The 26,553-nt window shown below is 53.4% G+C and carries 23 protein-coding genes and 1 tRNA gene; 15 read left to right on the plus strand and 9 right to left on the minus strand.

Going from position 1 to position 26,553, the window contains the following annotated elements:
• The first annotated feature begins 83 nt into the window (after positions 1-83).
• The 4 genes from ABJG22_RS08505 (at position 84) to ABJG22_RS08520 (ending at position 7,094) form a co-directional block, all read left to right on the plus strand.
• Complete coding sequence (locus ABJG22_RS08505) at positions 84-3,335, plus strand: autotransporter domain-containing protein (protein ID WP_348019806.1); 3,252 nt, start codon at positions 84-86, stop codon at positions 3,333-3,335.
• A gap of 173 nt (positions 3,336-3,508) precedes the next feature.
• Positions 3,509-4,783 carry a thiamine pyrophosphate-dependent enzyme gene (locus tag ABJG22_RS08510; RefSeq protein WP_348019807.1) on the plus strand — a complete coding sequence of 425 codons (1,275 nt, stop codon included), beginning with the start codon at positions 3,509-3,511 and terminating at the stop codon, positions 4,781-4,783.
• Entirely contained in the window at positions 4,771-5,793 is a 1,023-nt protein-coding gene (locus ABJG22_RS08515) for an alpha-ketoacid dehydrogenase subunit beta (RefSeq protein ID WP_348019808.1), read from the plus strand. The genes ABJG22_RS08510 and ABJG22_RS08515 overlap by 13 nt, the downstream gene beginning before the upstream one ends.
• Positions 5,790-7,094: a dihydrolipoamide acetyltransferase family protein gene (locus ABJG22_RS08520; RefSeq protein ID WP_348019809.1), complete on the plus strand. Its 1,305-nt coding sequence runs from the start codon at positions 5,790-5,792 to the stop codon at positions 7,092-7,094. Before ABJG22_RS08515 ends, ABJG22_RS08520 begins: the two co-directional genes overlap by 4 nt.
• Before the next feature lie 30 nt (positions 7,095-7,124).
• On the opposite strand, the gene ABJG22_RS08525 is transcribed toward ABJG22_RS08520, so the two are convergent.
• The 4 genes from ABJG22_RS08525 to ABJG22_RS08540 all read right to left on the minus strand — a co-directional run bounded on the left by ABJG22_RS08525 (position 7,125) and on the right by ABJG22_RS08540 (position 14,938).
• Positions 7,125-12,134 carry a hypothetical protein gene (locus ABJG22_RS08525; protein WP_348019810.1) on the minus strand — a complete coding sequence of 1,670 codons (5,010 nt, stop codon included), beginning with the start codon at positions 12,132-12,134 and terminating at the stop codon, positions 7,125-7,127.
• A 142-nt stretch (positions 12,135-12,276) separates the two neighbouring features.
• Positions 12,277-13,353 (minus strand): hypothetical protein, encoded by a 1,077-nt coding sequence (locus ABJG22_RS08530; protein WP_348019811.1) that lies wholly within the window; start codon positions 13,351-13,353, stop codon positions 12,277-12,279.
• Between the two features lie 62 nt (positions 13,354-13,415).
• On the minus strand, positions 13,416-13,880 hold the full coding sequence (locus ABJG22_RS08535) for a hypothetical protein (RefSeq protein ID WP_348019812.1): 465 nt from the start codon (positions 13,878-13,880) through the stop codon (positions 13,416-13,418).
• 17 nt (positions 13,881-13,897) lie between these two features.
• Positions 13,898-14,938 carry a hypothetical protein gene (locus ABJG22_RS08540; RefSeq protein WP_348019813.1) on the minus strand — a complete coding sequence of 347 codons (1,041 nt, stop codon included), beginning with the start codon at positions 14,936-14,938 and terminating at the stop codon, positions 13,898-13,900.
• A 358-nt stretch (positions 14,939-15,296) separates the two neighbouring features.
• On the opposite strand from ABJG22_RS08540, the gene ABJG22_RS08545 reads away from it, so the two are divergent.
• Positions 15,297-15,373, plus strand: a tRNA-Asp gene (locus tag ABJG22_RS08545).
• On the opposite strand, the gene ABJG22_RS08550 is transcribed toward ABJG22_RS08545, so the two are convergent.
• From ABJG22_RS08550 to ABJG22_RS08565, 4 genes are all read right to left on the minus strand, one after another.
• Entirely contained in the window at positions 15,352-15,630 is a 279-nt protein-coding gene (locus ABJG22_RS08550) for a DUF2842 domain-containing protein (protein WP_348019814.1), read from the minus strand. The two genes, ABJG22_RS08545 and ABJG22_RS08550, sit on opposite strands and share 22 nt — an antisense overlap.
• A 14-nt stretch (positions 15,631-15,644) precedes the next feature.
• Positions 15,645-16,211, minus strand: a complete 567-nt coding sequence (locus tag ABJG22_RS08555; protein WP_348019815.1) for a 5-formyltetrahydrofolate cyclo-ligase — start codon at positions 16,209-16,211, stop codon at positions 15,645-15,647.
• Positions 16,212-16,440: 229 nt separating this feature from the next.
• Entirely contained in the window at positions 16,441-16,764 is a 324-nt protein-coding gene (locus tag ABJG22_RS08560) for a cell division protein ZapA (RefSeq protein ID WP_348019816.1), read from the minus strand.
• A 4-nt stretch (positions 16,765-16,768) separates the two neighbouring features.
• A complete protein-coding gene (locus ABJG22_RS08565; protein WP_348019817.1) occupies positions 16,769-16,957 on the minus strand; it encodes a hypothetical protein in 189 nt (62 codons plus the stop codon).
• 201 nt (positions 16,958-17,158) lie between these two features.
• Here ABJG22_RS08565 and tkt point away from each other — a divergent pair, with 201 nt between their 5' ends.
• The 6 genes from tkt to thiE are packed head-to-tail and all read left to right on the plus strand — an operon-like array spanning position 17,159 to position 23,637.
• Positions 17,159-19,126 (plus strand): transketolase, encoded by a 1,968-nt coding sequence (tkt, locus tag ABJG22_RS08570; protein WP_348019818.1) that lies wholly within the window; start codon positions 17,159-17,161, stop codon positions 19,124-19,126.
• 39 nt (positions 19,127-19,165) lie between these two features.
• Complete coding sequence (gene gap, locus ABJG22_RS08575) at positions 19,166-20,170, plus strand: type I glyceraldehyde-3-phosphate dehydrogenase (RefSeq protein ID WP_348019819.1); 1,005 nt, start codon at positions 19,166-19,168, stop codon at positions 20,168-20,170.
• 18 nt (positions 20,171-20,188) lie between these two features.
• On the plus strand, positions 20,189-21,385 hold the full coding sequence (locus ABJG22_RS08580) for a phosphoglycerate kinase (RefSeq protein ID WP_348019820.1): 1,197 nt from the start codon (positions 20,189-20,191) through the stop codon (positions 21,383-21,385).
• A 17-nt stretch (positions 21,386-21,402) separates the two neighbouring features.
• Positions 21,403-22,290, plus strand: coding sequence for a fructose bisphosphate aldolase (locus tag ABJG22_RS08585; protein WP_348019821.1), 888 nt, complete (start codon positions 21,403-21,405; stop codon positions 22,288-22,290).
• Between the two features lie 24 nt (positions 22,291-22,314).
• Positions 22,315-22,986: an O-methyltransferase gene (locus tag ABJG22_RS08590; protein ID WP_348019822.1), complete on the plus strand. Its 672-nt coding sequence runs from the start codon at positions 22,315-22,317 to the stop codon at positions 22,984-22,986.
• 12 nt (positions 22,987-22,998) lie between these two features.
• Entirely contained in the window at positions 22,999-23,637 is a 639-nt protein-coding gene (gene thiE / locus ABJG22_RS08595; RefSeq protein WP_348019823.1) for a thiamine phosphate synthase, read from the plus strand.
• Here thiE and ABJG22_RS08600 read toward each other — a convergent pair.
• Complete coding sequence (locus ABJG22_RS08600; protein ID WP_348019824.1) at positions 23,634-23,879, minus strand: hypothetical protein; 246 nt, start codon at positions 23,877-23,879, stop codon at positions 23,634-23,636. The two genes, thiE and ABJG22_RS08600, sit on opposite strands and share 4 nt — an antisense overlap.
• Positions 23,880-24,030: 151 nt before the next feature.
• Between ABJG22_RS08600 and efp the strand changes: the two genes are divergently transcribed.
• The 4 genes from efp to ABJG22_RS08620 all read left to right on the plus strand — a co-directional run bounded on the left by efp (position 24,031) and on the right by ABJG22_RS08620 (position 26,552).
• Positions 24,031-24,591, plus strand: a complete 561-nt coding sequence (gene efp, locus ABJG22_RS08605) for an elongation factor P (protein ID WP_348020335.1) — start codon at positions 24,031-24,033, stop codon at positions 24,589-24,591.
• 99 nt (positions 24,592-24,690) lie between these two features.
• Positions 24,691-25,509 carry an inositol monophosphatase family protein gene (locus ABJG22_RS08610; RefSeq protein WP_348019825.1) on the plus strand — a complete coding sequence of 273 codons (819 nt, stop codon included), beginning with the start codon at positions 24,691-24,693 and terminating at the stop codon, positions 25,507-25,509.
• A gap of 105 nt (positions 25,510-25,614) precedes the next feature.
• The gene (gene ndhC / locus ABJG22_RS08615; RefSeq protein ID WP_348019826.1) at positions 25,615-25,989 is read left to right on the plus strand and encodes an NADH-quinone oxidoreductase subunit A; all 375 of its coding nucleotides are present in this window, start codon (positions 25,615-25,617) and stop codon (positions 25,987-25,989) included.
• A 47-nt stretch (positions 25,990-26,036) separates the two neighbouring features.
• The gene (locus ABJG22_RS08620) at positions 26,037-26,552 is read left to right on the plus strand and encodes an NADH-quinone oxidoreductase subunit B family protein (RefSeq protein WP_348020336.1); all 516 of its coding nucleotides are present in this window, start codon (positions 26,037-26,039) and stop codon (positions 26,550-26,552) included.
• Position 26,553: the final 1 nt, after the last annotated feature.

Raw genomic sequence — 26,553 nt, forward strand, 5'->3', positions numbered from 1 at the left:
ACTAATATATTTCAACTGAGTCGCGAGTATTTTTATGTAGTATTTATCGAGTAATCACATCAACTCTGAGGGGAGAGCATAGAATGTCATTTCGTTCCATCAATCGTTTACTGTTAGCCACGGCGTCTTCGGCCACCTGCATCGCGGGATTGTCGACAGCGGCCCAAGCCCAAACCGCACCCACTTTCGCAGAAGATGCTCCTTCTATTGTTATTCGAGATGATTTGACGTTGGACGATTCACCCCCGGTCGGTGTTTTTGATAATCTTGTGGATGTTACCGGCGTTGGACAAATGACTGTGCGGGCAGACCAAAGCTCAACATCATTGGGTCTTTGCACCGGTACGCTGATCAACCCACGTACCGTTCTATTTGCGGCTCACTGTGTGAATAGCCAGGCAGCTGATAGCTATGGTTTTGATTCGGGCGGAACCGCGATTGCTTTTGGTTTTAGTGCAGACAATCTTCCTGCCGTTCGCCGTTGGGTCGGACTCGACGGTGGTGTGGCAAATCAGACTGATGTCGATTTCAACATCTATAATGTGGAGCAAGTCTGGTACGATGAACGCTCACTTCCAACCGGTTTCCTGGAAGCAGACGTCGCGCTGGCGACACTCGATACCCATGCCGGTGGTGTCCCGACTTGGACTATGTTGTTCTCGCCACTAACGGCAGAGACACACGGCGTTATCAACGGATACGGCGCGAGGGGGCTAGGGCCTGATGGTTCCAACCTTGGCATCGACTTCCGTCGGCGCATTGCAGAAAATATGATCTCGTCTGGCAGCTCGCTGAACGATAGGAATAATTTCCTCTTCGGTCCGGCTGATTATGGACTTCCACAAACTCTGTACAATACAGATTTTGATAGCCCGGCCGGTCAAGATGCTTTTGATGCCTCCAATGGAGCGTTTGATTTCGATCTTTATGATGGAGCCGCGTTACCGCGTGAAGGCACCACCGCAGGCGGCGATTCCGGTAGCGCACTGGTTGCTGATGAATTGTTCGATACACCGGTCATCACGGCGGTATTGTCAGGTGGTTCCAGATTTTTCGGCAATGATCCGACTGATCCACTAACATTCCAACCATTCTCATCATACGGAACGCAAAGCTTCTATCAGCCGCTATATTTATTCTGGGATGAGATCGTAGCGAACAATAGCTATGTCTACGCATCCAGCCTTCCTGGCAATGGTGACTGGTTAGATGCAGACCATTGGGTGCAGGACATGGACCCCAATTACGGCATCAGCGTTGATGGTGAACTCGTCAACGCGCTTCCAGGCTTCGAAGCGCCGGGTGTTTCTGGCGATACGCCAAAATTTGGTAACATCTGTTTCTTGGATGATTGTCTGGATCTTTCGACGCTAAGTGTTGCATTTGATGAAGGAACGCCCAACAGCGTCTTTATCGAAGGCGGCCCCGGTAGCGTTAACTTCGTTCCCAACAATGTCGTCGCTGATCCATCAACCGGTATCCGCGCGCGTTATTATGAAGTTACGCTAGCGGCGCACGGTAAAACGAAATTGCGCGATGACGTGACCATTGATCGGCTTAACCTTCAAGGCGCAGCCCGTCTCAATATTCGCAAGCAGGGCAATCTCACCGTCTTGGGTGATTATACGCAAACTGGTGGTTGGCTTGACCTAGACGGCAGTTTGACAACCGGGGAAGCATTTCTTGGTTCCGGTTTGTTGACGGGTACTGGTTTGTTCGATCCGACCTTCCTGACTTCGGTAAGCGGTTCGATCGCTCCGGGTGGGCATTTCGGCGACACCGGTACATTGACGATCGCTGGTGATGTGATCCTTGCCTCTGAAACGCTGACTGTTTTCGATGTCGGACGGCGCGGCAATGATAAAATTGCGGTGATCGGTGATGCTGATAATGCTGGCATCATATCCCTTGGTGGTACGGCTGCTGTGGTCAACGCATTCGGCCGCAGAGGTGCGCGCTATGGCCAGACTTTCGAGATTATCACAGCGGAAGGCGGCGTAGAGAATAGCTTTGACAATGTGGTTGGCCGCATTGGCGTGCTGTACCCAGAACTACAATATGAGCCCAATGCAGTGGTCGCTAGGATGCGTGCGCTACGTTTCTCCGATTTCTTCAAATCAGGCGGCGTGAGAAATCCCTTCTCTAGGGCATTTGGTCATGCGCTTGATGGTGCTCGGCATCGTTCTTATGCCGATTTGGCGGATGTCTATGGACTGATCGATGTGATGGAAGTGGGTGAACTGAACACCACTTTCCAAAGCTTGTCCGCTTCGCAAGCCGGTCGAACAACGACTTTGGATGAGAAACAGAGCTCCACCATGCGGACGCTGGTTTCCGACCGGTTATCATTGCTTGGTACGCATCAAGGCACCGCTGGCAAAATCCGGATCATGGGGGCGCCGGAAGTCCTGAGTGCAGGGCGCCAGTTTACCGGTAGCACCGCATCTCAGATGAGTTTTGCGAAAAACTATCAGTCGTCCAATTGGAATGCTGTGACGTTGCCGGAGAATATGAGCGGCTTCATGTCTGCTGGTTATAACCGTTCATCTCTGGCCTTCTCGGATAATCCTGAGGGCACGGAGCAAGGCAGCTGGCATATTGCGATGGGTCTGGAATTTGGTTTGGATGATCGCACTACCATGGGAACGGCTTTCGGTTATGCCAATGGTGACCAGCAGGTCGGCGGCACTATTGCCAATGTCGAAACAAACCAAGGTTCGGTCTATGGTAATTATCGCCTCGGCAGGAACTTCTATGTCGGCGGGCAGGCCACGGTAGCTTATTCGCAACTTGATAGCAGCAGTCGCGGCGTTGGCGGACTATCTGCAAATGGCTTGAACACAAACTCGCTGACTTTCGCCAGTGAGATTGAAGCAGGCTATAATATCGAGGTTGATGGATTGCTCCTGACACCGCGGGCAAGCTTAAGCTATTCTTCCTATAGTGTGGACGGTTTCCGCGATAGCGCCGGTAGCTTGGCAATGGCTGTGGATGAAATTAGCCGGGCTGGCGCCGAAGCAAAATTTGGCCTGAAACTATCCGGAAGTTCCAAAATGGGCTTTGCTTCAGGATGGTCATTCCAACCAGAAATGAAAATGGACTATGTGAACCGTTTGTCTGGGAATGATACCAACTTCCAGGTCCGCTTTCTGGATGCAGAGAATGTAGCTCTTGCATTGCCTATTGGACTGCAGGACGCGTCTTATGGTGAGATGAGCGGTGGCTTTAGTTTCACCAACGGGCCGTTGAGCTTTGGTGCAGCGGTTGAAAGCCGATTGGGCCAGCAGGTCTATCGCGATGATCGGGCGGTAGTGAATATGTCGCTTCGCTTCTAAATCCAGACTTTTCGAAAGTTAAAAAAGGGGGGGAGCAAATATCTTGCTCTCCCCTTTTTCTTTTTATGGCGCAAAGGGCAGGTATGTTGACCTTTTCAATCGATTGAAATAATATAACAACCAGTTGAAATAAATATTGCGTTGCAACAATGTGACCGGGCTGGAGATTGTGGATGGTTGAGAAGAACAGAAAAGCGAATTTATCGCCCCTGACTTTGCATATACCGGAGCCAAAATTTCGACCTGGCGACAAAGTTGATTATAGTGATGTCGAAGTCCAAAAGGCTGGCGATCAGCAACGGCCGGATATTTCCACAAAACCGAATGATATGCTGGATATGGTCTATGATCTCATCCGGGTTTTGGATGATGATCATCGGGCAGTAGGGCCGTGGGATCCTAAACTGGATGATGAAACGCTTCTGAAAATGTTGCGGACTATGGCGCAGCTAAGGGCGTTTGATGACCGTCTCCACCGGCAACAGCGGCAGGGCAAGACTAGCTTCTACATGAAATCCACCGGTGAGGAGGCCACTTCGGTTGCCGCCGCAATGGCGCTTGATAAAGAGGACATGTGCTTCCCCAGTTATCGCCAGCAGGGCATATTGTTCGTCCGTGGCTATCCTATGACCGAGATGGTCAATCAGATTTTCTCAAACAAAGCAGACAAGTTGAAGGGTCGGCAATTGCCGATCATGTATAGCTCGCGTGAACTGAATTTCTTCACCGTCTCCGGTAATCTGACAACCCAATATCCGCAAGCGGTCGGCTGGGCGATGGCCAGCGCGTCGAAGGGTGATGATCGCATTGCCGCTGTATGGTGCGGTGAAGGGTCGACGGCGGAGGGGGACTTTCATGCTGCGATGACCTTTGCCGCTGTCTACAATGCGCCGGTGATCATGAATATCGTCAACAATCAATGGGCGATTTCTTCTTTCTCGGGTTTTGCTGGGGCGGAGCGCACAACCTTTGCCGCACGGGCAGCTGGCTATGGAATTGCTGGGCTCCGCGTGGACGGCAATGATCCACTGGCGGTCTATGCCGCAACCCAATGGGCGGCGGAACGGGCGCGGACCAACCAAGGTCCGACGGTGATCGAACATTTCACCTATCGCGCGGATGCACATAGTACTTCAGATGACCCCACCGCTTACAGAAGCGCGCAGGAGCGTGAGGAATGGCCGCTGGGCGACCCGATCATGCGGTTAAAGCGGCATTTGATCCAGCGCGGTGTCTGGAGCGTCGAGCAGCAGGAACAGCTGGATACGGAATGTCTTGAAGCGGTCAAACAAGCCGTCAAGGAAGCCGCCAAAAATGGTATATTGGGCCACGGATTACATCAGCCCTTTGAAACGATGTTTCAGGATGTGTTTGAAGAAATGCCCTGGCATTTGGAAGAGCAGGCTGCACAGGCAAATAAAGAACGGGAAATCAAATGGCCGTCATGAACATGATAGAGGCCATTAACTCTGGTCTCGATACAATGATGACGCGCGACGAGAATGTCGTGATCATGGGCGAAGATGTCGGCTATTTTGGCGGGGTTTTCCGCGCGACTGCAGGTTTGCAGGAAAAACATGGCAAGACCCGCTGTTTCGATACGCCTATATCAGAATGCGGAATTATCGGTGCTGCTGTAGGCATGTGTGCTTATGGCTTGCGACCAGTGCCGGAAATTCAATTTGCCGATTACATCTATCCCGGCATGGATCAGCTTATCTCTGAAGCAGCGCGGCTGCGCTATCGTTCTGCGGGTGAGTTTACTGCACCTTTGACGGTTCGTTCGCCTTTCGGTGGCGGCATCTTTGGTGGGCAGACACATAGTCAGTCACCCGAAGCGATGTTCACCCATGTTTCCGGCTTAAAAACGGTGATTCCATCAACGCCTTATGATGCCAAAGGGCTTCTGATTGCGGCGATTGAGGATAATGATCCCGTGCTCTTCTTTGAGCCCAAACGTATCTATAATGGCCCTTTTACCGGCTATTATGACAATCCGGTGGAGCCTTGGTCTAAATTTTCTGAAGCCGAAGTACCAGAAGGTCACTATACCGTGCCGCTTGGCAAGGCGAATATTGTCAGGGCAGGGGATGCGGTGACGGTTCTCGCTTATGGTACAATGGTTCATGTCGCCAAGGCGGTGACCGAAGAGCATGGTATCAATGCCGAAGTCATTGATCTGCGGACCTTGGTTCCGCTTGATATCGAAACGATTGAAGAGTCGGTCAAAAAGACCGGACGGTGTTTGATAGTGCACGAAGCAACCCGCACCAGCGGATTTGGTGCGGAGCTATCGGCTCTGGTACAGGAACGTTGTTTCTATCATCTCGAGGCGCCGATTGAGCGGGTCACGGGGTTTGACACACCTTATCCGCACAGCCTGGAATGGGCGTATTTCCCGGGGCCTGTGCGTATCGGGGAAGCGTTGGAAAAAATTGTCGGGGATTTGAAATCATGAGCAAATATATATTCAACCTGCCTGACATTGGCGAGGGTATTGCTGAAGCGGAAATCGTTAAGTGGCATGTTCAGATTGGTGATATCGTCGGGGAAGACGATCAGCTAGCGGATGTTATGACTGATAAGGCAACGGTGGAAATGGAAGCTCCCGTTTCGGGCAAGATCATTGCGGTCGCTGGCGACGAAGGCGATATTATTGCGATCGGTTCGATGCTGGTGGAAATAGAAGTTGAGGGCGAACTGGAAGAATTGGAAGCATCTAGCAGCGTAGCCGACATGCCTGAACCAGAGGAATCTGATGTCTTGGCGTCTAAACAACCTATTGAAAATAAAGAAAATATAGAAGAGGCTCCTACAAAACCTGCTCTTCAGACTGAGTCTGAAGAAAAGCCAGTCACGATCAACACGGTTGACGCGCCGGCAGCGGAGAAATTGGCGGAGAAGGTCCTCGCGACTCCTGCCGTTCGCAAGCGTGCTGCTGAGCTTGGTGTCGACCTCGGTCAGGTTAAAGCCCAGGGTGAGCATATCCGGCATAGCGATCTTGATGCCTATTTAAACTATGGTTCGGGACAGGGCTATCGTCCATCGGGCGCCTCTGAAAAACGTGACGATGAAAAGATAAAAATCATCGGTATGCGCCGGAAAATCGCCCAAAACATGGCCGATTCTAAGCGGAACATTCCCCATTTCTCCTATGTTGACGAGATCGACATGACGGAAATTGAGGATATGCGCGCCGACCTCAACGCCAACCGCGGCGAACGCACGAAGTTGACCATCCTGCCATTGATGATTGTCGCCATTTGCAAATCCTTGCGCGACTTCCCGATGCTAAATGCCACATATGACGACGAAGCAGGCTTCGTTACGCGGCATGGAGCCATTCATCTGGGCATGGCGACACAGACAGAGCAGGGGCTGATGGTGCCCGTATTGCGCGATGCGCAGGATCTCAATATCTGGCAACTGGCTTCGGAAATCAGTCGTCTGGCTGCTGCTGCCCGTGATGGTACAGCCACGGCAAAGGAATTGACCGGATCGACGCTCACGCTCACGTCATTGGGACCATTGGGCGGGATCGCGACGACGCCGGTGATAAACCGTCCCGAAGTGGCCATTATCGGCCCCAACAAGATTGTGGAGCGCCCAATGATCATCGACGGGGATATTCAAGCCCGTAAGCTTATGAACCTATCGATTTCCTGCGATCATCGCGTGGTCGATGGCTATGATGCCGCTAGCTATGTGCAAGCGTTGAAACATTTGCTTGAGACGCCGGTGCTGCTGTTTGCTGACTGAGAAGCAACGTCCTATCGACGGGCGCGCCGATTAGAGGCCTAGATTTCCAAGCGTTTCTTGATCAAACTTCAGGCGGAAGGTGATGAACGGTCCGTCTCTGGTGTACCGGCTTTCTTCAAAGTCGCGATCTGCAAAGCCGACCACATTATAACCCATCGAAATATAGCCGTTCTTGAACGGTGAAAGACCGATGCTTGGTCCACCTGAATAGGCGATCGTGTCAAAGCCATTGCCGATGCGTGCGGTCACCTGGCCGCCAATATCCATGATGCTGGAAAGATCATATTTGATGTCGGCGCCGAATATATTGCTCCAGCCTTCTACGTCATCGGGGCCAAAGCGATCAAAGACATAGCGGCTTCCCCAGAAGAAGTTATATTCTCCAATCTCGTAACAATCTGCATCGATCGGCGTATAGTTGACGCTGATGCTGTTGATCACGCGCCGCGACGTGACGTTACCATCGACAAGGAGAGGAACGCCGCCAATCGGTCCCGGTGCTCCTGCGACGGCGTTGCGTACCTGGTCTTCGCGAACTTCAAGCTTTGCAAGCCAAGACCATTCGCTGCCCGCAGGGTTATGCGCCCAGCTGGCTTCCGCTTCGACGATCCGCGTGCTGACGATATCTTTATCTTCGGCAACAAATATGCTGGCCTGTGCACCGATAGCGCTGCCTTCGCCGATCTGTTTGAGCAGGGCCGTTGTGAAGCCATAGCGTTGGTTGATATCGCCTTTGCGATATTCCAGACGGCTGTTCCAACTCCAATCGTCACTGCGATAATTTGCGCCAGCGGTGACGGCGATAAAGTCCTCGGTCAACGTATCATCATTGCCCAGAAAACCGCCTGAAGCGACAGGCTGCTGGTTATTGATCACATCACTGCGATCAAATCCGCCGATGGTTTCATTGCCGTCGAGAGAAAAGTCCACGGTCCATTTGTCGCCAATTGGAATACTCTGCGTCAGGCCATAGGCGGCATAGGTGCGTGGGCCAAATTGGGTCACTTCCTGCTGGTTCATGCTGCTGACAATACGGCCGCCGCTCCAAGGTGTAACGTCAACACCAATGCGTGCCGTCCGCGCCTCGATATTCTCACCATCGGCTATTTCGTAGGTTCCGATGAGTTTGATGTCATTGGTAATGGCATAGCGAGCCGAGACGCTGTGTCGTGACGGGAAATCAATGCTTTCGTCCTGACCGCCCAGAGCAAATTCTGTTTGGGCGTCCAGTTCTAGCTTGCCACCAAATAGCTGCTGTGTCGCGCCGAGCCGGACGAGCGTGGATTCATTCACCGTACCGTCGGAAAGCTGGTCATTGGCATAGACCATACCAGCACGGAAGGCGGTGCTGTTGGTGCGATATTCCAGTTCAGCGGTACCGGCACGGCGGCGAGCATCCGTCATCAAGAAGCTTTCCTGATAGCCGGTAACAGCAAATGACAAATTATCGCTAATCGCAATGCGCGTATCGAGGCCGAATTTTTCGGTGCCGGACTCCGACGCATTGAGTTGGCCTAGACCATAGCCGGTTTCTTGACGTCTCATATAAGCGAGAATGTCGAATTTCGAACCATGATGCTCGGCTTCAACCAGCCACGCGGTTGCTGCGCGTCCGGTGTTTGCTTCGGTAACTGTTTTTGCCTGATTGTCGGTAACGGCCAGCTCCGCCCGGATTTCGGTCTTGGCATTTGGGCGATAGCGTACATCGACGCCGAGAAGGTCTGTTTTAGACGTTTCATTTTCGTCGCGGACGGCCGTTGCACCGATTTTGAGCTTCTTGTCCGTCGTCTGATAGGTTACGCGCCCGCCCGCGTTTAGATTGCGTTCGCCGATGCCCAATACCTCATATCCGGCGATGATGAATTGCGGATTGAGACCGCTGCCGCGGCTCAGGACTGGTTCGCGGAACCGCAAGGTGCCGGACAGATAGTCGATGTCATAATCAATATGACGGGACAGCTCACGCCGTTCGATGATCCGGTCCGACCGGAAGCGATCACGGGTTTCCAGCGAGATGCGTTCGCTATTGGCCAGGATATTGCGAGAGGCGAGGGCATAGGGGCCTGATAGACCACTTCCCTGGATTTCTTCGCGGTGGAACCGATTGGGCGAGTCAGCGCCAAAGGCATTGAGATGAACCCGGTCGCTAAGATATTCTGTCTTCAGACCGTTGAAAGCACGCTGATATCGCGCCAGTTCCGGTTCATCAATGCCGGTTTCGAAATCACCGAAAAGAGCGTAAAACTGTGGTCTTTCCAGCTTGAGATACAGGCGGCGCACCGATGAGGCATCATAGCGCTGTTCGCTGCGATCGGCATAAACCGTATAGTAGCGACGTGGATCAACAACACCGGCGAACCGTGTTTCATCATCTTCTTTGTCACTATCATAGGCGATGGTCATCAACCATTTGCCCGTCACGCGGCCCTTGGCATATAGGGATATACGACCATCGAGATTGATATTGTCTTCATCATCAACCAGATCTTCCAACCGTTCGTCCAGCGTGTTGAAACCAATGGTGCCGCCTGCAAAACCGACGACCGTCCATGGCCGGTCGCCTGGATCGAGCCAAGTTTCGATCCGCTGGGTGCGTTCTGTTTCGCCATCGCGGAAGGGGAAGGAAATGCTGATCGATCCGGAGGCCGTTGTTGGCGCTAGTTCGATGTAAGCGATACCTTCTTCGCCTTCTACACGCCATACCGGTGCTGCCCGCTCAAGGCCGGCGAACTCGCTGGCTTGTTGGGCATCGATTTCGACCGCAGGTGCATAAGGTGCAGGGACTTCAAAGTCTCCAACCATCCCGTGGCGGGCTGGCTTGCCGTCGCGATCAGTCAGCCGGACTGCAATGACCGGACGGGTTACGCCATCGGCGACCAAGGTTGAACGATCTTTGAGCAATTCTGCGTTGAGCGCACCGCCTGCATAGTGGACCGTCCGTTCCAGTTGCTCGACCAATTTACCATCGCGATCAAGCACCCGTGCCACAAATATGTTGGTCCGGTCCTGAATTTCGATCCCGCGCCATGTGCTGACCCGAACTTTGCGGTTCGAGCCTTTTTTCGTACCGTCAAAGGCCAGAGGATTGACAGGAACGCCATTGAGCGAAAGTTCAACTTTTTGCCCAGTAAGATGTTTGATCGCAACGCGCAGGGCCTTCACACGCGGATTGTGGTCCTCTGCAGGGAACAGCCATTCAATGCCCGGATTCTGGCCCGTCAGCCAATCACGGCCAGCGCCAGCAGCTTCCGGATCAGACATGACTTCAGGTTTCTGATAGCTGTCTTGTGTTTTGATCTCTCTGGGGGCGACTTTCTTTGCCCGGAAATTAGCGCGTTTCAGTGCGCCACCACGACCGTCAACAAACCGGGAAATTGCGCTACCGGCGCTGCGTGTGTTGTGCGCGCAGTCGACGGGTGCGAGATCGGCAGGGAAGGTTGATGGATCCACCTGAACCACGTGCGTTCCAGGCTTGAGGCCTTCGAAATGGTAACGACCGTCGCTGTCGGTAATTGTGTAGGTTCCGTCTTGCAGCATGACGCGCACATTCGCGATTCCCGTGATATCCTTTGAATCGGCTTTGCAGCCACCATGTGTAATCTGGCCGATAAGGGTGAACCTTTCGGAAATGCCATCTCGCTCAATACGAACGGCTACATCGGTAGTTGGGCTAGCCGCACCGCGATCATCCACGGCAGAGGCGAGATTTATCGCGTCTCCAGGTCGTGCGTCCTGCCGTACTTCCGCAATATAAGTCAGCAGACCGCTCGCTGAGGCCGGAAGGGGAGGTGCTTCAACGGTGAAATCCCGGCCATTGGGGCGGATATTGGCGGTGACCAGATTACCATTGTAGCGGACCGTACCGATTTTCAGGCGCATCGCGCTCGGCAACTGATCTGTAATAGTGATTGCGCCAGTGTTTCGCGTGGAATCGGCATTCTGCACCGTAACTCTGTACTGCACGGCGTCTCCGGGCACGGCTTGTGCTGTGGACGCTGCTTTTGTGATCAACAATGGAGTTCCAGGGCGGTCGAGCGGAACATCAATCCGGACTGGTGCCGGGTCATCCAATGTAATGATCCCGCCATAAGATCCTTCAGCGATGGTGAAGGGAAGTCCATCTGACCGCAAAAGACTGGCCAATTGCTGAGGGGTAGCTTCTGATGCAAAGCTATAAGGCTGGGGAGGTTCGACGAGCAGCCGGTAATTGCCCGGCCGTGCAAATGGGAACCGATAGAAACCTTCGGTGAAATCATAGACGTTGCCGCTGCTATCGGTAACGCTGCCACCCGAGATGACCGTGCTCGGGTAGATAGAAACACCATCATCGCCGAAAACGTCCGCCGGCAAGCCGGTCGCGTCGTCGATCAGGGTTACCCGTGTACCGGAAACCGGCGTGCCATCGCCGCTGTCGAAGAACACACCGAACGGATCGATCAATATCTCTCCGGTTACCGTCGCGATGGGAGACATGTTTGCGCCCTCGATCGTGACGTCGAACGTATCGCCGGGTAGAACCGAAAGAACACAATCTCCGTGTACAGGAGCAGGAGGGACGGCAGCGGTGTTGATCATGCCAACGAAACGGCCGCTATTGGCCTCGGTTTCAATAACATTTATCACTTCACGGTCACCGCCAGGGGTGGTGAAAACTATATCAAAATTGTCCGGCGCCAGCGGGCTTACATTTCTGCTCGCTGCAATAACCGATACGATCAGGGGCTCGCCCGCGCGAATGCTCTCGGTCGGTGCGGTTGCGGCCGGACTTACGGGTGTTCCGGCAAATACACCGCGGGGGGCAACCGGGACGTCGCCTTGCGAGCCTCGGCACATAGCACCGGCAAGTGGCAACTGTTCCGCGCCGGGCGGATCATCAAAACGATAGAGGGAAATTTCGGGTGGAATGTCAGGTGGTGGAACAACCTGAACCTCGACGCTATTGGACGGCTTCTGCAACCGCTGATCGCCAACATCCCATTCTGCTTGCGCAACATTTGTAATGAGAGGCAGGGCCTGAGGTTGCTGCTGTGCGAGTCCCATAGAGGAAGAGGCCGTCAATGCATATGCAGCCGCTGCCAGACTGACTGGCCTAAGAAAGTTGGTGAGCAAACCCACAGCTAAAAATGGAATATGGCGACAATCCAACAAGAATTGCCAGTTTGCCGCCATATTTCATAGCTTTTTAATCTACTGTTACGCGGAAGATCATCGCGCTGACGGTATCAGCGGCAATGTCAGACAAAGTCCCGGTAACCGTTGGATCAGCAAAACTACCGCCGGCAACGCCACCTGTGCAGACCTGCGTCTGTGGTGGACCAGCAGTAATGACTGCCGTCGCGTCTACCAGAATAGATCCGGTCACAAATGTGATGCCGTTGCCGCCCACATCCGCTGGCAGCGTATCGGTGATTGTTACACCGGTTGCCGTAGCTGAACCCGCTGCGTTGGCGACCGAAATACAATATTCGACAACCGCGCCGGGGATTGCTTTAGGGTTGGTAGATCCCAGTGGATCACTGACAACACGGCTCGACTTGAACACCGAAATGCTCGCTGCAGAAACCTCATAAGTGTCCGTATCACTGTGATAGCCGTCGGCTGCGCCATCGGCCGTACCGGTGCCAGCTGCGTCCGCAAAGACGTTCTGAACAACCGTTGGATCGTCAACATCAAGATCATTGTTAACAAATGCCGTACCGGTGGCCGCATCTGCCGCTTGACCGATCAGGACGATATCAGCGAGATCGCCAGTCAAAACGGCCGTTGGGATGTCAGCGACCGCGTGAACGGTTACCGTTTCATCTTCTGCCAAATCCTCAATCACGGTGATCAAAGTATCAGTACCATCAAAGACGCCGGGTGTAGCGCCATCATCAAGATAATAGGTGATTGTGCCGGTCGCATCGAAATCGTCCGATGTCAGCTGTTCCGACGTCAACAACACGTCAATCGTGTCATTGGTCTGGTTGTTGACCGTGTAGGTCACAGCTTGCTGCGTCGCGCCCGGGGCAACGGTCGTGTTCGCTGAGTTGACTTCCGCCACCACAAGGTTAACTTCGCGGTCGACAACGAAAGTATCGCTATCGGTTTCCGCGGTCTGCGGGGTTCCACCCACACCCACATTGTAAGCAACGCTCACGTTATTGACTATGCTCGTGCCTGCATCTGTCCCCAAATCTGCAGCAAACGCCGGGTTTACACCCAATGCCGATACAGAAAAGACACTCGTGGCAACGAGAAGCTTCAGTTTACTGGTCATAACTGTCTCCTGATTTACTCAATTTGGACCGCCAAGCCCGCGGCAGTCCGATACGGTTGTGATCACTTTACAGTGCCACGAAAAACGAGTTCTCCTTCCGAACCTGCGGAAATAGAACGATTAAACTTCCATTTTATATGCGTTACATCGGCCATCAGAGCGGGGCGAACGTCGCCATTTGCACTCTGGTAGGTTAGGTCCGATAAAGGCCCCCAAGTATTGCCTCCGTCAACGGAGACAATTTCTCTGCCATCAGACGTTCCATTGAACGCTACCGCTTCTGGAAGCGGGTTGGTGACAGAAAAATCTACAGCCGGCTCTGTGCCGACATTTTTATATTTGACGACGAACACAAGATTGTCGCCAGGAATGACGGTCGTTGGTTTCTCGAGAACCATCGCGGTGGTGCCGTTTGGCTTTGCCACTTTGCGTTCGACAAATACAATGCTCGATAGGCTGACACTATCGGCCGCAATGGCAGTGCCCGGCATGATCAGGGCGATTGTAAGAATGAATTGTTTCAACATATTGCTATCCCTCGATATCAGTCGATGGTGACTTGAAATGTGATGGTGCGTGTTTGTCCGCCCGGAAGCGTGCCCAAGGACACGGCGACAGAACTGCCGTCATAAGAGCCGGCATCGGCGTCGCTCGCATCATCTGTCAAAGCAGCGCCCTCCAGAGTGATACTTTCGACTGTATATGTAGTATCCGCTGGAATATCGTCGGTGATGGCCAAATTTACCAAGTTTCCGGTACCGGTAGCCGTCGCAACCAATTGATAGGTCATCACGGCGCCTGGTATTGCTTCGGCTCCACCGAAAGGATCGAGGATGGTAACGCTCTTGAGTAGCGTGATTTCAGCCGCTTGGATCAAGAAAAAGCCACTGGCTTCTCCGCTCGCGCCGGTTGAGCCGACAACAGCATCGCCGCCACCGTCGCCTTCGCCAGCAAATACATCGCCCGGAGCGCCGCTTCCGGTATTGGCTACGGCAGAAAATTCAACTTCGGCGCGCTCTGTGTCGGCTGCGGCCGCGGGGATGGTCGACAGAACGAAAACGTTCGTGCTTTCATCCGGTCCAAGCACGGGGTCATTTGTACCGGGCGTATAAATCGTGTCGACGCCCGGATCATATACGCCGTTGTCATTGGTATCGAGAATGATCTGCTCGAAAGTTGTATCAAATTCATCACCCGGCTTCGCCGTATCCGCGGATAGGGTGAAGGCTTCTGAACCGTTTCCGGTGTTGGTAACCTGGTAAGTGAGAACCTGGGCGGTCAATCCCGGGGAAGTGGTGACATCACCGGGGTCGCTAGAAACGACGGTGACATCCAGCAACTCATCGACCTTGATCGTTACAATATTCGAATCAATTGTGATCGGTGCGCCGCCCGAAGGGCCGTCATAGGTCGCTTGCGCAACGTTGACGATGTCCGTCCCAGCAATTGTGCCTGCAGCCTGCGCTGATACGGATCCCATAGCAAGCCATGCCGTACCGACTGCAAGCGCCAGACGGCGATTAACTGTCGAAACAGCAAGTAAATGCGACTTGGGTCGCTGGTCTTGCGTAGGTGTATAAGTCATGCAGTCCATATACGGAAGAATTGCAAAGAATTGGTAAATAGATTCTGAATGACGTCATGATCGGAGAATCACAGAAAACTGCGGAAAACCACTGATATTATTGAATAATGTTGATGTAAAATATGTATTTTCACGGGTTTGCTTCTGTAAACACTTGTAACTATTGCAACCGTGACTTGCTTCAATATGGGATCGGGAATGTCGAGCGCTTTGCGTTAACCAAACGGTACGAATCAGGCGGAAAGGATACCGATCTGAGCGCCGGTTTAAAATTTATAGAAAAATTGAAAGAGTGTTGTTGACAGGGATGCAGTGCTCTTCTACTTGCGCTGCTCTACCGCCCAATGCAGGCGCATTAGCGGGTGTAGCTCAGTTGGTTAGAGCGCCGGCCTGTCACGCCGGAGGTCGCGAGTTCAAGTCTCGTCACTCGCGCCATTTTCCTTGTTTTCAGGGGGATGGCGAAAAGATCCCGAATTCATCCAGGTCAGCAAGGGACGGATTGGAAAAATCCACACAATCCCCAGGATGATATAGATTGGCAATTGTATCCAGAAATTCAGCCCGTCGAGATGATCGATCAGCGTTACGGCGATCCCACACCACAATAGAATAAGAAACAATATGAAAATCATGCCAATCGGTTTGCGCCAACTTGGCTGGTCCTTTGGGTTTTTTTCGATCTCTACTGGCATGGCATCATCCTAATCTACTCTATTATCTCGCACTCGGTCACGATCATGTGCAGGGGCAGATCATGGGATTCGACGGGTATTTCCGTCGCTTCCTGTACCGACCAAGCCAGACCGATACGGGGCACATCGGGATATTGTGCGAAACTTCGGTCATAATAGCCGCCACCCTGGCCCAGTCGGCGCAGGGATCGGTCAAAGGCTACCAGTGGGGCAACAATCACGTCAGGATCGACCAGCGGACATGTTTCGCCGGGTTCGGGAATGTTCCGGAATCCGCATTCCAGCAGTTCAGGGCCGGTAACCAGCCGAAATTCCAGCGCGCCATTATCCGTTACGCGGGGAAAGGCGATATCAACGCCGGTCTCCGTCAGATATTCGATCAGCCTTTCGGTCGGCGCTTCGCTGCCGATGCTGCGGTAGAAGGCAACGGTTTGATCCGGCTGGAACAGGCGGGCCAAAGGTGAGGGGGGGCGACGGAAAGACAGGTTGCGGCTTGCGCTATCGAGCTGGTCGACGAAAGCGTTTCTTCGCCTTCTATACTCTTCACGAATCTTCTTCTTTTTATCTTTTAAGGTACTCAAAAAATGTGCTTTCTTTGGAAGAGTGACGGGACCATCTTGGTCGTTTGCTGGAAAATCCTCTGACGCCTATTACGTCAGGTGGGCGCCATATGCGCCGGACCCGACTGCAAAACAGTCCGCAATCCGGGCAGGGACAGCTCCCTTGGATGTTATATCGCCTCAGGGATGTTCGCTTCTAGCTCGTGCCAGACAGTACCCGTCGCCCACCTATCTAGGCGCGATGCTGCCGTTACTCAAGGCTGTTGGCCAGTTGTTCCGCGCGATCGGCAAGTTTTTCCAGCGCGGCAACCGCTTGGTCGTCCATCGCGGCTGTTTGTGTAGGGGCGCTGGTTGCCGCTGCGCCGGAGCCGGCAGATTGAGCGCCGTGCAATTCATCTGCGAGCAGTAGCGATGTAAACAGTAGCATCCGGCTTTCTGTAAGACCGGTTGGATCACCGGATTCCCGCGCTTTGCTGTCAACCATGGCTGCAAGCTTGGCCAAATGGGTCTCTTCCCCATCTTTGCAGGTCACCATGAAAGAGCGGCCGCCGATTTCCAGTTTCATTTGCGCCATATCTTCAGTGCTCCTGTCGCCCGATCAGTCCATCTATTGTCTGGATAGCGTGTTTCATTTCTGTCTTTAGCGCCTCGTGGCGCGCCTCCAGTGCAGGGTCAATGTCGACCTTCATTGTGCTTTTTGTCGATTCAATGCGACTTAGTGCGCGTTCAATACGACCGATCGCAAGGATGACCCGTTCATTGTCCATGAGCATTTTCCACAGCTTGTTTCTTACAGGTAAGTTCCTGTCTTTCCTTGCTATCAATCTATTCGGGCGACGTAAACACAAGATCATCAAAAGCCGTCCTTGACGCCGCGTTGCTGGACCACCAAAGGAGGAGGCAAAATAGCGAATCGCAGCATGTTGTTGCGTTTTTTACAGGCGCCAATCCGGGGGATCAGAGCAGATATGACCGTTACCGAAAAAACTATGGCAAATGCGATCAGAGCACTCGCAATGGATGCGGTGCAAGCCGCAAATAGCGGTCACCCCGGAATGCCTATGGGGATGGCGGATGTGGCCACGGTCCTATTTAGTGATTTTCTGAAATATGATCCAAAAGCCCCGAAATGGGCGGACCGCGACCGGTTCGTGCTATCGGCGGGCCATGGCTCGATGCTGATATACTCGCTGCTCCATCTGACCGGATATGCCCGCCCGACGCTGCAGGACATAAAAGACTTCCGGCAACTGAGTTCGCCTTGTGCTGGCCATCCGGAGAATTTCAAGCTGGAAGGCGTTGAGACAACGACCGGGCCTTTGGGGCAGGGCTTTGCCACCGCCGTAGGCATGGCTGTTGCGGAGCGGCATTTGAACGCGCAATTTGGTGATGAACTCGTCGATCACAATACCTGGGTCATCGCGGGTGATGGTTGTCTGATGGAAGGGATCAACCACGAAGCGGTGGGTCTGGCGGGTCATTTGGGACTCGGAAGACTTAATGTCCTTTGGGATGATAATGGTATAACTATCGATGGTGGAACGGAATTATCAACAAGTGAAGATATTCCAGCGCGCTATCGGGCTTCTGGCTGGCACGTGGTTTCTTGCGATGGTCATGATTTTGACGACATCCGCAAAGCGTTAAGCGAGGCGGAAGCTGATCCGCGGCCGTCTCTAATCGCTTGCAAAACGGTGATCGGCTATGGCGCTCCTACGAAACAGGGCACTTCCGCAACCCATGGCGCTCCCTTGGGCGATGAAGAAATTGCAGGCACACGGGCCGCTTTGGGCTGGGATGATAAACCCTTTGTGATCCCGGATGATGTGTTGACGTCATGGCGTCAATTGGGAGAAAAGGGCGCTGCTGCCAGGGCTGATTGGGATCAGCGTCTGAGCGGCCATGCGCAGGCCACCGAGTTTAGCCGGCGCATGGCCGGTGAGTTGCCAGACAATGGCGCGATGCAGAATTATTTGGAAGGCCTTGCGAAAGATCCACCGAAAGTCGCAACGCGCAAAGCTTCTGAAATGGCTCTTGGTGCGATTACAGAGGCATTGCCAGAGATGTTGGGCGGCAGTGCGGATCTTACAGGTTCAAACAATACCAAAACTCCTTCTACTAAGCCATTGACTAAAGATGACTATTCTGGACGCTATATATATTATGGCATTCGGGAATTTGGCATGGCTGCGGCGATGAACGGGATGGCGCTGCATGGCGGGATCATTCCTTATGGCGGCACGTTCATGGTGTTTACCGACTATTGCCGCGGGGCCATGCGCCTTTCTGCGATCCAGAATGCCCGGGTCGCTTATGTCATGACGCATGATAGCATTGGGCTGGGCGAGGATGGCCCGACCCATCAACCGATCGAACATCTTCAAAGCCTTCGCGCAATGCCGAATATGCATGTCTATCGTCCTGCAGATGCTATTGAAACGGCAGAATGTTGGGCACTCGCGCTCAAACGGTCTGATGGCCCATCGACGCTCGCACTGACCCGCCAGGGCCTTCCGCCCGTTCGCGATGACGTTAGCGTGAACCTTTGTGGAAAAGGCGCCTATCGACTGAAAGCGGCGGAAAACGAAAAGCGTGTCGTGCTGATAGCCACCGGTTCGGAAGTGTCGTTGGCGATGGATGTGGCGGCCAAGCTGGAAGCGGCGGGAACCGGCGCCGATGTTATATCAATGCCGTGTACCGAATTATTTGATATCCAATCCGAAGAATATCGGAATGAACTGCTTGGCGGCAACAATCTTTTACGGGTTTCCATCGAAGCGGGCACGACTTTCGGTTGGGAACGGTATACAGGCCTTGACGGACTGCGTTTCGGTATCGACAGTTTTGGGGCGTCGGCGCCTATTGGTGATCTTTATGCGCATTTCGGTCTGACCGTAGATGCAATAACCCCTGAAATACTACAGAAAATTGGCTGAACTCTAGCATTAGATTTGAATTCATAAGGAGCAATATCGATGACAAAAGTAGCAATTAACGGATTTGGCCGGATCGGTCGTCTCGTCGCCCGCGCAATATTGGAGCGCGATGATGATGATTTTGAGCTGGTCGCGATCAATGATCTGGCGGACGCGGATGCGAATGCGCTGCTTTTTGGTTATGACAGTGTTCATGGCCGTTTCCCGGGTGAAGTAACCGCTCATGGCGACCATATCATGGTCAATGGCAAGAAAGTTGCAGTAACCTCCGAACGCAATCCCGGCGATCTGCCGCATGGCGAAATGGGTATCGACATCGTTCTGGAATGCACCGGCTTTTTCCAGTCCAAAGACGCGGCGCAGCCACATATTGATGCAGGCGCAAAACGCGTGTTGATCTCGGCACCGGCCAAAGGTGATTTGAAAACGGTTGTTTACGGGGTCAATCACGATGTCTTGACCGCTGACGATGTGATTGTTTCCAACGCTTCTTGCACGACCAACTGCCTGGCGCCCGTTGCTAAAGTATTGAATGACACGGTTGGTATCGAGCGCGGTTTCATGACCACGATCCACAGCTACACCAATGATCAGCGGATGCTGGATCAGATGCACAGCGATATGCGCCGTGCGCGCGCCGGTGCCGCCAACATGATCCCGACGACAACCGGCGCGGCTCGTGCTGTTGGTCTGGTTCTGCCAGAGCTGAACGGAAAGCTTGACGGTTCCTCCGTCCGCGTGCCGACACCGAATGTCAGCCTGGTCGATCTGGTGATCACGCCAAGCCGGGATACCACGGTTGAGGAAATCAACGGCGCGCTGAAAGCGGCTGCGGATGGCCCGATGAAGGGCGTGTTGGTCTTTGAAGACAAGCCGCTGGTTTCAAGCGATTTCAACCATCAGCCAGCAAGCAGCTCGGTCGATAGCCTGGAAACAACCGTGATGGACGGCAAGCTCGTCCGCGTCGTTAGCTGGTATGATAATGAATGGGGCTTCTCCAACCGCATGATCGATACCGCCAAGGTAATGGCTGGCTTGCTTTAATCATAAAGGCTCTAACTAATGTCCGGTAATAACTTTAAAACGCTAGATAATATTGGTGATGTTCAGGGAAAGCGCGGCCTTGTCCGCGTGGACCTGAACGTTCCGATGGCGGATGGTAAGGTGACGGACGATACGCGTCTGGCGGCTTTGTTGCCGACAATTACCGAATTGGCGGACAAAGGGGCAAAACTGCTGTTGCTCGCCCATTTCGGCCGTCCGAAAGGCGAATATAAGCCGGAATTTTCGCTCGAACCCGTGGTCGCGCCTTTGGCTGCGGTCCTGGGCCGGGACGTCGGCTTCATGCAAATGCCGGATCACGACGCAATTGCGGCTTTGCCGGATGGCAGCGTTACGGTGGTTGAAAATAGCCGATTTGCGCCGGGGGAAGAGAACAATGATCCCGGCATGGCGAAGGCAATTGCATCCTTTGGCGATTTTTACGTCAATGATGCTTTCTCGGCCGCGCATCGGGCGCATGTAACAACAGAGGGCTTGGCCCATCATCTGCCGTCTTATGCCGGCCGTTCGATGGAACGCGAGCTCACCGCGCTCGACAAGGCGCTGGGCGCTCCTGAACATCCGGTTGCGGCCGTTGTCGGGGGCGCGAAAGTTTCCAGCAAGCTCGATGTTTTGCGGGAAATGGTGGAAAAGGTCGATCATCTGATCATCGGTGGCGGCATGGCCAACACATTTTTGGCGGCGCGCGGTGTAGATGTTGGCAAATCTCTTTGCGAACATGATTTGGCAGATACGGCCAATGCAATATTGGACGCTGCCGACAAGGCCGATTGTACGGTACATCTGCCTTATGATGTTGTGGTGGCAAAAGAATTTCGATCCGATCCGCCAACCCGGACGGTCAATGTCCATGACGTGGCGGCGGATGAAATGATTCTCGATATCGGTCCGGCTGCCGTTGAGGCATTGTCGGATGTGCTCAAGACCTGTAAAACGCTCGTTTGGAACGGTCCGCTGGGCGCCTTTGAGACGACCCCTTTTGACGTCGCCACGGTTGCTTTGGCGAAAACGGCCGCTGCTTTGACGAAAGAAGGGCAATTGCTTTCGGTCGCGGGCGGCGGAGATACGGTAGCGGCGCTTAATCACGCCGATGTTGCCGATGACTTTAGTTTTGTGTCGACCGCAGGTGGCGCATTTCTCGAATGGATGGAAGGCAAAGTCTTGCCCGGTGTTGAAGCACTGAAACAATCAAATTGAATATTAGGAATCCAAAAATGGCGAATAGTGAAATGTTGAATAAAATTGAAAATGGTCAGGGCTTTATTGCCGCGCTGGACCAGAGCGGCGGCTCGACGCCTAAAGCTCTGGCTGGCTATGGCATTGGCGAAGATGCGTTTTCCAACGATGACGAGATGTTCGGGCTGATCCACAAAATGCGCAGCCGCATCATCACCACGCCCAGCTTTGGCAATGGCAAGATCATCGGCGCAATCCTGTTTGAAAAAACGATGAACGGGGAAGCGGGCGGCAAGCCGGTACCGGAAGCGTTGTGGGATCGCGGCGTTGTGCCGTTCCTGAAAGTCGACAAGGGCCTGGCTGACGAAGAAAATGGCGTTCAGCTGATGAAGCCTATCCCGGATCTCGACGCCCAATGCGCCCATGCCGTCAAAAAAGGCATGTTTGGCACAAAGATGCGTTCGGTGATCAACAAAGCCAATGCGGAAGGCATTGCCGCCAATGTTGCCCAGCAATTTGCATTCGGCAAACAGATTTTGGCGAGCGGTCTCGTGCCGATGATCGAACCGGAAGTGAATATCAAAAGCGACGAGCGGGCCGATTGCGACAAAATTTTGCTGGGTGAACTTGTGAAAGCTCTGGACGCGTTGGCGGATGATCAGCGGGTGATGCTGAAACTGTCCATTCCGGTCGAACCCAATCTTTACAAGCCGCTGATCGACCATCCGAAAGTGGTGCGTTTGGTAGCGCTTTCTGGCGGCTATTCGACGGATGATGCCTGTGAAGAACTGGCAAAGAACAATGGCATGATCGCTAGCTTCAGCCGCGGACTCCTGCAGGACGTGCGCGTTTCACAAAGCGATGCAGAATTTGATTCGGTGCTCGGCAGCGCCATTGATCAGATTTATCGGGCTTCCATCGCTTAAGACGTCACATTTAGGAAATCCATTTTGCAAGATTCTGATCCACGCTGGTCTGATGTTGATGACTATATCGTCGAGCATCTGATCGGCGAGGATTTGAGGCTGGATGCCTGCTTGGCTGCCAATGAAGCGGCTGGCCTACCATCGATTGATGTTTCAACGACCCAAGGGCGCATGCTGGAGTTGCTGGCGCGTGCCACAGGGGCACAGAATATTCTCGAAATCGGGACTTTGGGTGGTTTTTCTGCAATTTGGTTGGCGCGCGGCTTGGGCGAAGATGGACGATTGGTAACATTGGAGTTGGAGCCCGAATATGCGGCGGTAGCGCGGCAGAATATCGACAAGGCCGGGCAGGGTGAAAAAGTCGAAATTCTGGTCGGTGAAGCGATCGGGACGTTGGAGCATCTATCGGCGCAGGGCGGCGCGCCCTTTGATCTGGTCTTTGTCGATGCGGATAAGGAAAATTATGCCGCCTATCTGGACTTTGCGATAAAATTATCTCGTCCGGGAGCGACGTTGATATTCGATAACGTCGTTCGTAAGGGCGGTGTAATCAATCCGAAAAGTGATGATCCCAAAGTGCCGGGCACTCGCGATTTATATGAAGCTCTTAAAAAGAACCCGAAAGTGGACGCCACAGCCATTCAGACCGTGGGGGCCAAGAAATGGGATGGTTTCCTGATGGCCGTTGTCAGGTAAGGATGAACGAATATGCATGATATCCCTTGCCAGCTCTATCTTATCTCGCCGCTCGAAACGGGCGGTGATTTTCCGGACCAGCTTAGAAAAGCGCTGGAAGCAGGGTCGGTCGCCGCCTTTCAGTTTCGCGTGAAAGATATTGATCAGCAGGAAGCCGCCCGGCTTGCTGAGCCGTTGAAAGCCATTTGTGACGAATTTGATGTCGCCTTCATCGTCAATGACGATATCGCGCTGGCTCAACAATTGGGCGCTGACGGTGTGCACCTGGGGCAGGGTGACGACAGTTTGGACCATGCACGGGAACAATTGGGCAATGATGTCCAGATCGGTATAACCTGTCATGACAGTCGTCATCTTGCGATGGAAGCGGGTGAGGGCGGTGCCAACTATGTTGCTTTTGGCGCGTTCTTCCCGACCAAGACCAAGGAAACGTTTCACAAGCCGGAACCAGCCATATTGGAATGGTGGTCGGCCATGATGGAAATTCCCTGCGTAGCCATTGGCGGGATCACACCGGAAAATTGCCAGCCGCTGATCGATGCTGGCGCAGATTTTATCGCGGTGAGCGGCGCGGTTTGGAATGATCCGGCCGGACCGGCACAGGCGGTTCGCAGGTTCAGCGATATAATCCAAGCCGGTGAGTCGGTTTAAGAGGCAGCGCCTCTCTTATTGATATTGGATGCCAGATATTGTGCGACGAAGCTGCTGACAGACGGCGTTGCAAAATTGGGCATTTGCTCAATGTCCCTTAAATAACCTTCTGTTGGCTTGAGCGAGCGCATCCGCCCGTCGCAAATCGAATAGCCAAATAGCCCGGCAGCCAGCGCAGCCTCTTCTTGGGGAGCCGCATCTGCTTCGTCGTTTTTAGGCTGTGTGAGTCCGATCTCTACCATGACCTTCTAATAGATCAGGCATGATTCGCCGTATTGTATGGAAAAGACCTGCGGACCAAAGCATGGCCTTTCGTCGTCACTGGGCTTGCCTATTATCAGTCAGCAGATTACAGCGCCGCTCAATCAAACAATCTATCAAGCGAGACTAGCGATGAAAATCAGCGGTGTAGATATCCGTCCCGGCAACATATTGGAATATGAAGGTGGCCTGTGGAAGGTTGCGAAAATCCAGCATACCCAGCCAGGCAAGGGCGGTGCTTATATGCAAGTCGAGATGAAGAATCTCATGGACGGCCGCAAAACGAACGTTCGTTTCCGTAGCGCTGACACGCTTGAGAAAGTTCACCTGGATACCAAGACCTTTCAATATCTCTTCGCGGATGGCGATATGTTGACGTTCATGGACAAAGAAAATTACGAGCAGATCACTTTGCCTGCCGACCTGCTGGGCGATGCGGTGGAGTTTCTGCAGGACGGCATGGATGTTCAGCTTGAACTATACGAAGAAAAGCCAATTTCCGTGCAATTGCCCGATCATATCGAAGCAGAAATTGTCGAAGCTGATGGCGTGGTCAAAGGCCAGACGGCTTCGTCCAGCTATAAACCTGCTGTTCTCGACAATGGTGTCCGGATCATGGTGCCGCCGTTTATCTCTGCGGGAACCCGGGTCATTGTCGATGTCTATGCCCGCGAGTATGTCGGCAAGAAGTAATAGTTATTTTTCCTCGTCCATATCGCGCTGAGTCGCGATAGGTGGCGGGGGTACAACCTGCCTCTCGGTAATGTCCGGGAGAAACGGAGCGATTGATACATGCCAGCACATTCCGCCCTCATTACCGTCATGGAGCGCGCCGCGCGCAAGGCCGGATCACGCCTGCGCCGGGACTTTGGTGAAGTTGAACATCTTCAGGTTTCCAAAAAAGGACCTGCGGACTTCGTATCCAAAGCGGACATGCGTGCCGAACGCATTCTCTATGATGAATTGCAAAAGGTTCGGCCCGGTTGGGGCTTTGTGCTCGAAGAAGGCGGGATGATTGATGGTGAGGAAGGCAAGCCACGTTGGATCATCGATCCGCTCGATGGTACCAGCAACTTCCTCCACGGGATTCCGCATTTCGCGATTTCAATCGCAGTGCAAGAACGGTCGCTTGACGGTCGTGGCTGGGGCAAGATTACCAGTGGTTTGATTTATGAACCGCTCAACGACCAGACTTGGTGGGCGGAAATGGACAAAGGCGCATGGCTTGGTGAAAAGCGCTTGCGCGTTTCGGCGCGGCGCGATTTGTCGGAATCGCTGATTGCTACGGGTATCCCCTTTAAAGGGCATGGCGACCTTGGCGAATGGGCGCGAATTTTTGGCGCAGTGGCACCGCAAGTGGCGGGCATAAGGCGCAACGGATCGGCTGCGCTTGATCTCGCTTGGCTCGCGGCAGGCCGCTATGATGGCTTCTGGGAAGCCGGGCTGAAAGTGTGGGATGTTGCTGCGGGTATTTTGATGGTCCGGGAAGCTGGCGGCTTCGTAACGGACTATACCGGCGGCGATCAGCCGATCGGTCAGGGCGAAATATTGGCCTCCAATGAAGCGCTGCATAGCAAGCTGCACCGGATATTGGCGAAGTCGCTGCTGTAACTGCGAACGCCTCGCAAAAGGGCGTAAATTTAAGCCATTTGACCCTTGCGGCATGGGGACCCACTGCCTAAAAGCGGCCCCGAATATTAGCGAAACGAGTCATCAGTGGTCGATCTTTCCGAATATGCACCGATATTGTTGTTCCTGTTTGTAGCAGCAGGTTTGTCGACAGCCTTCGTGTTTCTGCCAATGGGCGTGTCCCGACTAACCGGAACCCACAATCCAAACGCCGAAAAGCTCTCGGAATATGAGTGCGGTTTTCCCGCCTTTGAAGATTCGCGCAGTCAGTTTGACGTGCGCTTCTATCTCGTCGCGATTCTGTTCATCATTTTCGATCTCGAAGCGGCGTTTCTTTTTCCGTGGGCGGTATCTCTTGATCTGACCGGCTGGGTTGGCTGGTCCACGATGATGGTGTTTCTCGCCGAATTGATCATCGGCTATATATACGCTTGGAAAGTAGGAGCGCTGGAGTGGGATTAGAAGCTAATACCAGTGGTACGGCAATATTGAATGCCGATGGTACGCCGATGCGTTCCGATACCCCGCCCGATGAAGCCTTTTTCAAAGACTTGAATTCGGAAGTGAATGACAAGGGCTTCCTTGTCACTTCGACCGAAGAACTGTTCCAGTGGGCACGTACAGGCTCGCTTTGGTGGATGACCTTCGGTTTGGCTTGTTGTGCGGTGGAGATGATCCACGTTAACATGCCACGCTATGACATGGAGCGCTTTGGCGCTGCGCCGCGCGCTAGTCCGCGGCAATCGGACGTGATGATTGTTGCTGGTACTTTGTGCAACAAAATGGCTCCGGCTCTGCGCAAGGTCTATGACCAGATGTCTGATCCGAAATATGTGATCTCGATGGGCAGCTGTGCCAATGGCGGTGGCTATTATCACTATAGCTATTCGGTCGTCCGCGGTTGTGACCGGATTGTTCCGGTTGATATTTATGTGCCGGGCTGTCCGCCGACCGCAGAGGCATTGCTCTACGGCGTGATGCAATTGCAGCGGAAGATCCGTCGCACCGGAACATTTGAGCGTTAAT

The organism is Parasphingorhabdus sp., assembly GCF_039939955.1.
In the GTDB taxonomy this organism is placed as follows: domain Bacteria; phylum Pseudomonadota; class Alphaproteobacteria; order Sphingomonadales; family Sphingomonadaceae; genus Parasphingorhabdus.